An 11,552-nucleotide genomic window follows, 5' to 3' on the forward strand; every position below is an offset into this window, starting at 1 on the left:
TCCTTCTTGCGTTTGGTCTTGCTGAACACCGGCGAGGAGAGGTTCATACGGCGCTTCGCCAACCGCCGCGCCGCCTCCTCATGCACCGCCGCACCGAACGTCGTCCGGTCCTCGGCGGCCGCCTTCGCCTTCTTGGGCTTCTTGGTCAGGTCGACCTTCGGTGGTGTGGCGTCACCGGACGCGGACGCCTCCGTCCCGTCGCCGCCCTTGCCCTTGTCCTTCTTGCGTTTGGTCTTGCTGAACACCGGCGAGGAGAGGTTCTTCCGGCGCTTCGCCAACCGCCGCGCCGCCTCGTCCTGCACCGCCGCACCGAACGTCGTCCGAGCGTCGGCGGCCGCCTTCTCCTTCTTCGCCGCGGCCCGCCCGGCCTTCGCCTCCTGGCGTGCGTCCTTGGCGGCCTGCCTGCGGTCCTGAGCGCGCTCGGCGAGGCCGGCGGCCTGCCGGGCCGCTTTGCGATCGTTGCGGCCCTTGGCACGTTCCAGGGCCGGACTGTGCTTCGTGCTCGGTGACCGGCCGCCCGACGGCGCGATCACGCCCCGGCCGGATGCATTGGCGCCCGGCTGCTTGCCGGACGACCCCTTGGAGCCGTCCGGCGACGTCTTCTTCCCACTGCCGGTGGGCGTGGACGCCGTGCTGGAACTGCCCTTGGGCTTCATTGGCGTCTTGGCGCCCGCGTTCGAGGGGCGCCCTGAACCGCCGTCAGAGCCACGCCCAGCGCCCGGAGGTGAACCGCGGCCGCCGGCGGCCTTCCGGCCGAAGTCCTGGCTGGAGGGAATTTTGCTGCGCTGCTGGGCGGCCTTGTCGCCGATGTTCTGCATGGCGAGCTGGTGCTTGGCAGCGGTCTCCTCGCCCGCGAGCTGGTTCTTGAGGCGGGCCTCCCTCAGCGGGGCGAGTTCCTCGGCACGCTCCATGCGCCGCTGCCGCCAGTCGCTCACCACGGTCGCGGTTCCGCGCAGCGCGGCAAGAGCGATGGCCAGCGTCGCCGCCAGGCCAAGGCCGACCAGGCCCGGCTCCTGCGAGTCGCCGGCCTCACCGTCGTCCAGGCCCTCGGCCCGTACCGCTGTGGCCGGTTGCCGGGTCGAGGCGGGCGGCAGGCCGGGAGGGCCGGCGGTCAGCGCGCGCAGCGAGTCGGTGGCCGACCGTCGAGACCGGGGCCGTGGTACTGCGGCGCCGTCGTCGTCCACCACAGCGGGGGGATCGGAGGGCGGGGGAGGCGCCGACGGTGCGGCGCCGGGGATCGGGGGGAGATCCGGCGGGGAACTACTGCTCCTCGGCCGGAGGGTGACGACGTTGTCGTCGTTCCGGTTGTCGTCAGACACGACTGCTCCAGGGGTTGACATAGGGTGACCGGATCGGGGATCCTCGCGCGCCCGCGCGCCCGGGCGCCCGCGCGCCCGCCTTGAACCCCCGATCCGGCCCGCCCGCCGTGGTGATGATGGTGATGACGATTACGCGCCGTTACCACTGCTGTGGCGCTGCACCCAGTTCTCCAAGGTCCGCGCCAGGTCCTGCCACGCTTCCGGATTGTCTTGCGCGGCCTGCGCCTTGCAGATCGAGCGGACTCGGTCCCACCAGGCGTCGACCAAGCCCGCGTCGCCCCGCAGCTCGATCTGACGGCGTTGCCGCTCGGCCCAGTGCTCGTGTTTCTTGGCGTCGCGGGCGTCCTTGATCGTCGACACGGAGTCAGGCCCCCTTCTCGAACAGGTCGTTCACGCCGCGCAGGCGCTTCGACGAGCGCGCACCCGCCTGACCTGCGGTTTCGTCGCCCTCCGTCTCCTGCGTGGAACCGGAGGACAACGTGGCGCGGGTCTTGTTCATGCTCTTGGCCGCGAACGCGCCGACGCCCTGACGACGCTCGGACTTCCGAAGGGCCTTCTCGGCTCGCTGGGCGGGGAGCGCGACCACCGTCCGGACGTGGTCGGCGTAGGCCAGGCGGAGGTTCTCGGCCGCCCGCGCCGCGTCCCGCGACGCCTTGACCAGGTCCTTCATGTGCTTGTCGACCTTCCGGGACCGCCACCAGGCGGCGTACCGGCCGTCCCCCTTGACGTGCTGGGAGCGCAGTGCGGTCTGGAAAGCAGCGCGGGCCGCCTCGTAGGTGCTGAGGTCGTCGTTGTGCTCACGCTGGCGATCCAGCGTCCAGGTGGTCAGGTGCTGGAGGTTCAACAGCCGTTGCAGTTCCTCCGGGACACGGTTGATGACTTCCGGCTTGAGGTGGTCGATCTCGGACACAGGCGGTACTCCTTGCGGTGAGCCGGGCGAACCGGCGGGAGGGGAGGGCGCGGCCCGGAGTTACCAGGCCGCTCCGAGCCGCAAGGGGTAGATCAGGGCGGCGCCACCGGTTCAGGCGCGGGCGGCACGAATCTGGTTGCGGACCCACTCGGGGTCCAGGCCGCCGAACTCGGCGGCCAGAGCGGTAGGCGAGGGGGTCTTGCCTTCCGCGAGGATTGCGGTAGCCCGGGCACGCACCGCAGCACGCTGCTCGGCGCTACCGCCGCGTGTGCCCGTACCGCTACCGGTACGGCGGGCGGCCTTACCGCCCGCCTTACCGCCACCGGTAGAGCGCGCCTTACCGGTAGCGGTAGAGCGCGCGTTACCGGTCCGGTTACCGCTACCGGTAGGTGCGGGGTTACCGGTCCCATTACCGGTAGCGGTAGAACTCGGGTTACCGCTCGGGCTACCGGTACCGGTAACGCCCTCGTTACCGGTGTCGACCGCGTCCTCGTCACCGCTCAGGTCACCGGTCTCCGGCTCCTGCACGTCGCTCTCGTCGCCCTCGTCCTCCATGAGGTTGTGGACCCTCCAGACGACGGTGACGATCACCAGCACGACACCGGCGGTCAGCACCCGTGCCCCGTGGCCCGGGTTGGCCAGGTGGGCAGCGATGTTGGACGCGGCCATGATCCCCAGCGCCCACGGCACGTCCGTCTTCCTACGGAACGCGGTGACCGCATAGATGTCGATCGCGGCGGGCAGCAGCGGCGCCGCGACGTCGCTGATACCAACCGTCTGGGCCAGCATGTACTCGCCCTGGGCGGTGAGCCCGACGGCCGCGGCCAGACCGAGCCACGGCACGTGGCGCCAGAACCACTTGCTCTTGGACTTCCTACCGCGCGCCCGCTTGACCTGCCGCTCCTCGGCCCGGCGGAGCTTCCTGCACGCGGCCTCGGCCCGGCGCCGCTCCTGCGTCGCCTGATGCCCGGCCTCCACCGCGTCCTTGAGCAGCTGCTGCCGCTCGCCCTCGACCCCGTCAAGGATCTCCTGCGCCGCCTTGCGCGCCTCAGCCTGAGCCGTGGCCCGCTGCTGCTCCGCCTCGGCGGCAAGCGCAGCCCGCTGCTTGCGGCGCTCGGCCTCGATCTCACCCCCGAGCTGCTCCAGATCCTCGGCGAGCTTCGAGCGGGCCGCGTCGGTCGCCTCCCGGTACTCCTCCAGCTCGGCGGTGATCTCAGCGCGCCGCTCGGTCAGTTCCTCATCCAGCGTCAGGCGCGCCTGACGTCGGGTGATTTCCAGGTGCTTGTCGAGCGTCGCGCGGTCGGCCTGCGCCTCCGCCAACGTCGCCTGGGCCTCGCTCCTCACGGTCGCCGCGGTGGCCAGGGCGTTGCGGTAGGCGGCCTCGGCGGCCTCCGTGCGCATCGTCACCAGCCGTTCCGCCCGGGCCATGGCCTCCGTGAGGATCTCCTCGGCCTGCGCGTCGGCGGCCGTGAGGATCTCCTTTGCGGCCCGGTCGGCGTCGGCTCGTCGCCGGCCGGCGGTCGCCCGGGCCGAGGTGGTCATCTCCTTGGCCTGCCGGCGCGCCGTCGCCTCGGTGCCGGCGGCGGCGCGGTCGGCACCGGCGCGGACGTCGTCTGCGTCGGCCTGCGCGCGGCGCAACCGCTCGCCAGCCTCCTCCGCAACCTCCGCCCGGACCTGCCGGGCTTCAGCTTCGGCGGTGCGCCGGGTCACCTGGGCGTCCGCCTCGGCGTCCCGGACAAGTTGAGCAACCTGTGCCTCGGCGGCGGCCAGGAGTTCCCGGGCGGTCCGGCGTGCATCGTCGTGCGCCGCGCGGAGCCGCGCTCCGGCCGCCTCCGCTGCCTCGGCCCGGACTCGCCGGGCTTCAGCTTCGGCGGTGCGCCGGGTCACCTGGGCGTCCATCTCTGCCCGCCGGGTTGCCTCGGCCGCGTCCTGCGCGGCGGCGTAGCGGATGCTGTCTGCCTCCCGCGCCTCGGGGCTCGGCGGCACGGGCGCCGCCGTAGCCGGCCGGCGGGGCGGTGTCGTCTGCGCCGACGCCTTACGTGCCGGCGCCACGCCCTTCTTCTTGCTGCGGGTGGCGGTCGCCACTCCCAACTCCTCTCGTGCGCGGCGGCCGCCGGGCGGCGGCCGCCGCTGTAGTGCTTGTCAGCCCCGGGCGAGGCGGTTCGCCACCCGACAGACCACGTTGGTCATCCGGTCGGTGACCCGCCCGACGCTGACGACCCAGGGCTCGTCGCCGGCGTGCACGCACCGCTCCTCGGCCTCGGCGGCCCGATCGTCGAGCCGGTCGATGACTCGCTCCAGCCGGTCCCAGTACCTGCCGCGGGCCGCGCCGACGCACTCAGCGACGCCGTAGAGCGGCATCACGCAGGCGATCCGCGCCAGCGCCTGACACCGGAGTCGCAGCAGCAGCTGCCACGGCGTGATGCGGCCGGCGACGGCCACCAAGTCCTGGTAGACGACGTAGGCGTCGGCGGGCCACCGCTCAATCGGCCCGTAGTGCCGGCGAAACCGCTTCACGGCCCGGTGGGCCCGGTAGCTGTCGAGCAGCGTCATGCCGTCACCGCCTCTCCGCGGCACGCGACCGAGGCGGCCGGCGTCGCGTAGTGGGCGTCCAGGGCCGCGTCGTGCGGGCCGGACGGCAGCGGCGCGACCGTCACCGACCGGATCGACCAGCCCTTCGCCGGGTCGCCGTGCGGCCCCCACCCATCCGGGTCGACCGACGGGTCGGCGAAGGCGGCAGCCGCCTTCGCCTGGCCCTCGGTCCAGTGCAGGCTGTGCCACGCGCCGCGGTCGAGGAGCACTTTGAGCGGGCCCCCGGCCGTCAAGGTGTAGTGCTGGATCGTCTCCAGAAGCAGCTGCTCCACGCGCTTCAACTGGGTCACGTCGTCGGCCAGTTCCTCGGCGCGCTGCGTCTCGGCGCGGACCTCGCCGCGGAGAGCGGCGGCCTGGTCCTGGGCCAGTACGGCTTGTTCGTCGATGTCGCGGATGCGCTCGTCCCGCTCACTCTTGACTCCGGCCAAGTGGAGCTGAACGGAGCGGATGCGGTCCTCCGCGTGGATCAGCCGGTGGAGCAGTTCATCGCGATCGGCGCGCAGGTCCTCGGCCTCCCGCTCCAGCCACTTGGCCGTTCCCGTGCTCACGACCAGCTCGTCGTAGACGTTGGTGCGCAGCATCTTCCAGGGCCAGATCTTCATGCGGCCTGCTCCATCCACGCGTCGTCGGCGGAGGAGTAGGAGAGGGACGGGTGAAGGTCGCTGGCCGCGAGGACTCGCGCCATGACGTTGTCGTCGAGGTAGGCCCGGGGCACGGTGATGCAGACGGGGATACGGTGCTCGCACATCGTGCCCACGATCTCCGCGGCCGCCGGCCGGTCGGGCAGGCTGACGTGGGTGATGGTGACCTGCTCCAGCTCACCGGCCAGGACCGGCAGCAGGGAGGCAGAGGACCGGTCGAGGGTGATGTTCACGCTGATGCCGGCGGGGTCGAGCAGGAGCTGCGTGCGGATACCCAGCCCGTCGAGGGTCTTCAGCTGCTCCCAGGCGCTCCACGCCTCGCTGGTGGCGTCCCACAGGCCCTCGGTCACGGCCTGGGTGCGGATGGGCAGGTGGCGTTCGGGGATACTGGTCATGCGGAACTCCCTTGAGAGGTCGTGGTTCCGTAGGCCCCTGACCTGGCGGTTGCGTCGCCCTGGTCGGGGGCCGCGCCGCTTCGGGACGCGGTGAGCCGGGAGGGTGTGACCCCTTCCTGGCCCTGACGCGGCATCACCCGCGTCGTCGGTCGTGCAGTACGTGGACCGGGTGACCCTCCGCCCACACCCGCGCCGCCAGCCGCACGTAGGCGTCCAGCTGAGCGCGAGAGCGGGGGTCACCCGGGCCGTAGATCTCGTAGGCCCTGGCCACACGCTGCTGTGCGGCCAGGGCCCGGCGTATGCCATCAGAGGGGGAAAGCACCTTCGTCCTCCCGGCGGTCAGGGAAACCAACCGCCCGCCTACTGCCTCCCAGACCCCCGGCAGGTCTCGCACGCGGCGGTGTAGTGCTCGTCGCCTCGTCGCCCGCGGCCGGTGTAGACCGTCTTCCCCTGGCCGCTCCCCTTGCAGGCGCCGCAGCCCCTAGGGGCGGCGGTCTGCTGGGGACTACCGGTGGCCTGCTTCGTCCTGCCGAACATCAGGCCACTCCCGTCCCGCGGCACGCGGTGCAGGTCACCCAGTTCTGTCGGCTCACGCCGCCGCTGCTGGTGTCTTCCGTCCGGCCGCCGGCCCCGTCGCACTGCCCACAGCTCTGGCCGAGACGGGTGTTGATGCGGGCACGCATCTCCGCGGCGGTACGCGGTACGCGCCGCTCGGCCGGCACTCGCGCGTCGGCCTGGCGAACCTGGGTAAGCAGCATCGCGCCCATGGCGCGGTGCTGATCTGCCACACTGATCATGCGGAACTCCTGTTGAGGTTGTGTTCCGTGCGCCCCCGGCACACATGGCGTTGCACCGCCGTGCCGGGGGTCGCGCCGTTTTCGGCGCGAGTGAGCGGATGGGGATTTGCACCCTCGACCCCACCCCGGGGGTCCTCTGCTCCGCTCTGGGCGGCCCTCGGCCAATCCCCCGCTCAAGACCACACCAGCCAGAACTGCACTGGTGAGGGGGTCCTCTCGCCACATCCGTGACGGCGGGGGCGCCGCGCCCTATTACGTGTCCACTGTTGAGTTCTCAAGGCCAGCGCGTCCGTCGGCCGGTGCCCCTGAGGGCCCGGTTCCAAAGGCGCTTCCGGCATGGCCATGCCGATCAAGCACGCCCTGACGGCCTCCGAGGCCAGCTGGGCACATCCCTAAGGTTCCCTATGGAACCCTAGGGTGTCAAGCGGTACAGTGGGGTGCCGATCAAGAAGTGAGGAGGCGAGGACATGACGGACAGGGCCGACAACCGACCGCCGTACGCCCGCATCGTGAGCAAGTACCGCGACCGGATCGCGTCCGGCGAGCTGAAGCCCGGAACCCTGCTGCCCACCATCAAGGAGATGGCCAGGCTGGAGGAGGTCAGCACGGGAACCGTAGAGAAGGCCCTCCGCGACCTCCGAGCAGCGAATCTCATCCGCGGCATTCACGGCGTCGGGACTGAAGTGGTCGGCCCGCCTATCCCACTGTCGAATGGCGAGCAGCGTCAGGAGCGCGGACGGCTTACGGGGTCCTCGTGGGGAGCCGGAGAGCGTTCAGAGGGACACACGGCATCCGTCACCTCGGCCCCGGCCGATGTAGCCGTCGCGCTCGACATCCGGGCCGGCGACGACGTCATCCGTAGATGCCGGGTCTACCGCGATGGGCACGGCATCGTCGCGCACTCCACATCGTGGATCCCTCTCCAGTTCGGCCAGCACATCCCGGGACTTCTCCGGGGGGAGCGCTTGAAGGGAGGGACTTCCCTCGACCTGATCGCCCAGGAGACCGGGCGCAGGTGCGTTGTGCGCGAGGATTCGACAGGGGCCCGGATCGCCACGGAGCGCGACATCGAACTCCTCGGCCTTCAGCACGGCATGGTCGCCGCGATCTTGGTCCTCAGCACACGATTCCTAGACGCCGAGGGCCGCCCACTGGAGTACGGCGTTGACCTTGGCGCCCCTGGCCGGACGCACAGCTCGACCTCGGCGACGACGCAGTGACCGAACCCAAACCAACGCCACGATGCGTCTTGATGAGCGGGATGCCAGGGGCTGGGAAGACGACGCTGGCCCGGGCACTCGTCGCTCATGGCTTCACCAGACTCTGCCCCGATGAAGAGATGTTTCGAAGGCACGGGCGATACGGGCCCGACTTCCCTCGTGGGCAGTACAAGGTGAGAGAAGCCCCGATCATGCACGACATCGCCGGAGACCTGTGCGCGCTTCTGCGCGCCGGCGTCGATGTCGTGGTTGATCACGGTTTCTGGACTCCCTCAGAGCGCGAGGAGTGGCGGGCTCTCGCGTGTCAGGCCGGCGCCTTCACGCTCCTAGTTCATCTCCCGGTCCCTCACGATGTCCGCTGGAGTCGAATCCAAGACCGGAATCGGCACGCAGATGTCGACCCGAACGCGATCGAATTCTCCGAACAGGACCTCCGTCGTTTCGCAGGCCGCTTCCATCCCCCTGGGCCGGATGAGCCGCATGTGGTCTATGAGGGACAGGTGCAGGCGGTGCTCGAAGCACTCGGCTAGATACGCCGCTCACCGGACAAAGATTGATGGCCCCAGCACTTTGGTGCTGGGGCCATCGGCTGTTCGAGCCGTAAGCCGCGCCTACTCGCTTGCCGCTCCCCGAACCGGCAATTGCCGAACGGTCGCGAGTGGCTGCTCGTCCTGGTCCTCGTCGGCGACTGCGAGCTGTATGACCTGGTCGCCGGCACGATAGAAGGGCACCCGACCAACACGAAACGCTATGGCCAGCCAACCACCATCGATCAGGCGGCTGATGCTCTTCGAAATGCTGCCGGGGCTGAGCTGCAGCGCCTCAGCCACCGTCTTGGCGGTATCTCGCACCGTCTGTCCCAACGGAACCGCCGTCATGTAGTACGACAAGACCCTCCAGTCCGCACCGGGCAGATCAGCTGTGCGCAAGAGAAGTTCCCGGATGACTGCCGGCGACAAAGGGAGGCCGGCGTTCTGCTCAATCGGTGACGACGTCACGATGCTGCCTCCTTCCTCACTGTCTCGGCCGCCGGCGGAGGGACCACCGGCAGGCGCGCATCCTTGACGGCCTCCACCTGCGCGGCCGCTGGGCCGTCGTAACCGGCGCGGGGGTTGAGCCGGTAGAAGATGACCTTGCCGATCGTCTCCGACTTCAGGAGGAGCCCGCCAGCATGCAACTTACCCAAGGACTTCGAGATCGTGTCAGGGCGCCCACCAACGAGGCTGGCGATCTCTTTGTAGGTGAGTCGCAGCGGCTCAGCGCCATCCGGGGAAACCACGCAGTAGAAGAAGAACAGGTCTCGGTCCTTCTGCGTATATCCGCTGTCCTTGGCATACAGCTTGGCCCCCAGCTGTTTGGGGATGTTGACGTGCCGCCCGGGGAACGGGTTCCAGTCGTAGCGCACCTTCGCACGCTGCAGAGTCTCGTCCTCGAAGAACGACATCTGTACGACTTCGCCCGTCTCGTGGTTCACGGCCTGACCGCGCCGGGCCCCCCGGCTCATCGCTGACATGCCCCTCCTGTCGCTTGCCTATAGGCAACTGGAAGCCTCACCGTACAGAGATCAGTTGCCTATAGGCAAGCGACACCCTGGGGTCGCCCGCGGCAATCAAAGAGCCTCTCAAGGCATGTGCAGTTGCCTATAGGCAACTGCACATGCCTCAACTGTAATTCGAGTAGCTCCGAGAGGCATGATCAAAACGCTCTGACCAGCAGAAATCAAGATCCTCTCTAACTACATAGGAGAGGTTGCTCCTGTGGCTCCGCCACTTCCCGGCCCTCCGGGCCGAAGTCCGGCGCAAGCGCCGAAGCGGGGACCGCCCCGCACGCGTCCAGGGGCTGGCCCCCCTGGACGGGCCACCGTGCTGCCGCCTGTCCTCGATGGGCAAGCCCTCCGTTGCACTCCGGGCCCGCCCATCGACCGCTCGGGCCCGGCGGCCCTCCCTGGACAGTTGCCCTCGGTCCATCCTGCGCTGGCCTCAGGTGTGGCGTGACCAGGGGCTCGGGCTCGACGAACAGTGCGGGCTCCGTTGGGTATCTGGGTTCGGTCTGGGGTCAGTGCTGGGTGATTCGATCTCCGGCCTCCTGCACTACCTCAACCGTCGAAGGTGCGCCGACGTCTGCCTCCTGCTCAACGACGGCCCGTTACCCAGCTGGGTCGCCCATCGCTGGGTGGCCGTTGCTCCCGGTAGCAACCGAGCGAGCGGCAGCGAGGGAGGGCGGTAGCTCGGCGCCCCGCGCGCCACCTTGGCGTACTCCGGCCCGCGAGGTTCTCCTCCTACGTGGGTCAGGGGCACCCTCCGGTCCGCGGTCGACCCACGGCCTCGGCCTGCGGCCCGCACAGTGCGGCGGCGCGGCACCGCAGCAAGATCGCGCGACGTCAGCGTTTCGCTGACGCGAGCCTTAACAGGCCCGGGGGCGTCTCCAGCTCGGTGGTACCAGTACCGGGGTACTGGTACCACCGAGACCCACCAAGGCGAGCCCCTCACGCTGAAAGCGCAGGTCGTGGCCGCAACCACGGAGTGCCGCCAGAGGTATAACGAGCGAAGCGAAGCGGGGCTCGCTTCGTGAGGCCACGGGCCTGTTAAGGGTTCGTTGGGGAGAGGGGCGGGGGCCCGTCACCTGCGGGGGTGACGGACGGCGGGCAGCTGACGCACCACCGTGGTGAAGGTGATGACGGGCCCCCGCCCGTGGGGGCTGGCCTGGTCCCATACCTGCAGGTGGAGGAAGAAAAAGGACGCCCTACGGGCGGCGACTGAAAGAGCAGGGTGGGCGCGGCCCTGGGCGGTCGCGTGCGGGCCTGCGGGTCGGGAAGGTCAACTGGCGGGTAGCGGTCATCTCTGCGGCGCTCCTGTGGTCACTCAGGGGCTCTGAGAGGGGAGCAGCGCTGGGAGATCGCCACTGACTGGACGGCGGCGCCCCTCGGCCGGCCGGTGAGCAACTCCTTTGGTTCGCCGTGCTGCTCATGTTCCGGCTTGGTCGCCGGCACCTGCGGCACCGTCAACAGGACGACTCACGACTCACCTGAGGTAAGGCCCAGGTGGAAAGGCCAGGGCCGAGAGAATCCCGCTCATGACAGCGAGGATCGAGGACCGGCCGGTGAGGCTGGCGGGATGCCGGTGTAACGCGGGGCTCAGCCTGCGCGAAAGGCTGCACCAGAGACTGTCTGACCGCGGCTGGGAACCTTCTACCAGCAATGCGAACGATACTGACTGGACGTTCTCAGAGTCGATCATCGGCGATGCATGGGGCACTCACGTCTTCCAGACCCTGATCGAAGTATCCGAGGACAGTGACGATATCCAGGTCCGCTATGCCTCCCCCGCACTCTGGGACGGCTGGTGCGAGAAGCACCGCCCGGCGATGCACTTCTACCCGCTCACTGCTCAGGGCGTTGAAGCTCTCGATGCCGCACTTCCTGGTATCGAGAGCTACGCCATCGACGGCGACGAAGCTGCGAAGTGCGTAACTGCGGGAGAGTGCAGCCGCAGCAAGTCTGCCCTCGCATCCCAGGCGAAGGAAGACCGAGCCCAAGCCTGGTACGAGAGCCTGCCACCCGAGCTGCAGGCCCGATCAGCTCGCGCACTGGCCACCCTGGCGGAAGGGGAGCTCGGGCTCAATGCCGAGACCGTGCGCAAGCACCTGCGCAAGATCCGCAAGGCACAGTCGTCCTGACTC

Annotated in this window: 12 protein-coding genes and 1 pseudogene; 3 read left to right on the plus strand and 10 right to left on the minus strand. The window is 69.6% G+C overall.

Annotated elements, in window-relative coordinates:
• The 8 genes and pseudogenes from ACJ6WD_RS35310 to ACJ6WD_RS35345 all read right to left on the minus strand — a co-directional run.
• A pseudogene (locus ACJ6WD_RS35310) lies at positions 1-1,319 on the minus strand (hypothetical protein); the annotation flags it as partial.
• 129 nt (positions 1,320-1,448) lie between these two features.
• On the minus strand, positions 1,449-1,679 hold the full coding sequence (locus ACJ6WD_RS35315) for a hypothetical protein (RefSeq protein ID WP_407617248.1): 231 nt from the start codon (positions 1,677-1,679) through the stop codon (positions 1,449-1,451).
• A gap of 4 nt (positions 1,680-1,683) precedes the next feature.
• Positions 1,684-2,229, minus strand: a complete 546-nt coding sequence (locus tag ACJ6WD_RS35320) for a hypothetical protein (RefSeq protein WP_407617249.1) — start codon at positions 2,227-2,229, stop codon at positions 1,684-1,686.
• 111 nt (positions 2,230-2,340) lie between these two features.
• Positions 2,341-4,314, minus strand: a complete 1,974-nt coding sequence (locus ACJ6WD_RS35325) for a hypothetical protein (protein WP_407617250.1) — start codon at positions 4,312-4,314, stop codon at positions 2,341-2,343.
• A gap of 57 nt (positions 4,315-4,371) precedes the next feature.
• Positions 4,372-4,782 carry a hypothetical protein gene (locus ACJ6WD_RS35330; protein ID WP_407617251.1) on the minus strand — a complete coding sequence of 137 codons (411 nt, stop codon included), beginning with the start codon at positions 4,780-4,782 and terminating at the stop codon, positions 4,372-4,374.
• Positions 4,779-5,423 carry a hypothetical protein gene (locus tag ACJ6WD_RS35335; RefSeq protein WP_407617252.1) on the minus strand — a complete coding sequence of 215 codons (645 nt, stop codon included), beginning with the start codon at positions 5,421-5,423 and terminating at the stop codon, positions 4,779-4,781. The genes ACJ6WD_RS35330 and ACJ6WD_RS35335 overlap by 4 nt, the downstream gene beginning before the upstream one ends.
• Entirely contained in the window at positions 5,420-5,857 is a 438-nt protein-coding gene (locus tag ACJ6WD_RS35340; RefSeq protein WP_407617253.1) for a hypothetical protein, read from the minus strand. Before ACJ6WD_RS35340 ends, ACJ6WD_RS35335 begins: the two co-directional genes overlap by 4 nt.
• Positions 5,858-6,393: 536 nt before the next feature.
• Positions 6,394-6,654 carry a hypothetical protein gene (locus ACJ6WD_RS35345; protein WP_407617254.1) on the minus strand — a complete coding sequence of 87 codons (261 nt, stop codon included), beginning with the start codon at positions 6,652-6,654 and terminating at the stop codon, positions 6,394-6,396.
• 467 nt (positions 6,655-7,121) lie between these two features.
• Between ACJ6WD_RS35345 and ACJ6WD_RS35350 the strand changes: the two genes are divergently transcribed.
• Positions 7,122-7,874, plus strand: a complete 753-nt coding sequence (locus ACJ6WD_RS35350; RefSeq protein WP_407617255.1) for a GntR family transcriptional regulator — start codon at positions 7,122-7,124, stop codon at positions 7,872-7,874.
• Complete coding sequence (locus ACJ6WD_RS35355; RefSeq protein WP_407617256.1) at positions 7,871-8,404, plus strand: AAA family ATPase; 534 nt, start codon at positions 7,871-7,873, stop codon at positions 8,402-8,404. The genes ACJ6WD_RS35350 and ACJ6WD_RS35355 overlap by 4 nt, the downstream gene beginning before the upstream one ends.
• Positions 8,405-8,485: 81 nt before the next feature.
• Here ACJ6WD_RS35355 and ACJ6WD_RS35360 read toward each other — a convergent pair whose 3' ends face one another.
• Positions 8,486-8,872 (minus strand): MarR family transcriptional regulator, encoded by a 387-nt coding sequence (locus ACJ6WD_RS35360; protein ID WP_407617257.1) that lies wholly within the window; start codon positions 8,870-8,872, stop codon positions 8,486-8,488.
• Entirely contained in the window at positions 8,869-9,387 is a 519-nt protein-coding gene (locus ACJ6WD_RS35365) for a transcriptional regulator (protein WP_407617258.1), read from the minus strand. The genes ACJ6WD_RS35360 and ACJ6WD_RS35365 overlap by 4 nt, the downstream gene beginning before the upstream one ends.
• A 1,559-nt stretch (positions 9,388-10,946) precedes the next feature.
• Between ACJ6WD_RS35365 and ACJ6WD_RS35370 the strand changes: the two genes are divergently transcribed.
• Positions 10,947-11,549, plus strand: a complete 603-nt coding sequence (locus tag ACJ6WD_RS35370) for a hypothetical protein (RefSeq protein WP_407617259.1) — start codon at positions 10,947-10,949, stop codon at positions 11,547-11,549.
• Positions 11,550-11,552: the final 3 nt, after the last annotated feature.

Origin of the sequence: Streptomyces sp. VTCC 41912 (genome assembly GCF_045799175.1) — a bacterium.
GTDB lineage: Bacteria > Actinomycetota > Actinomycetes > Streptomycetales > Streptomycetaceae > Streptomyces > Streptomyces albulus_C.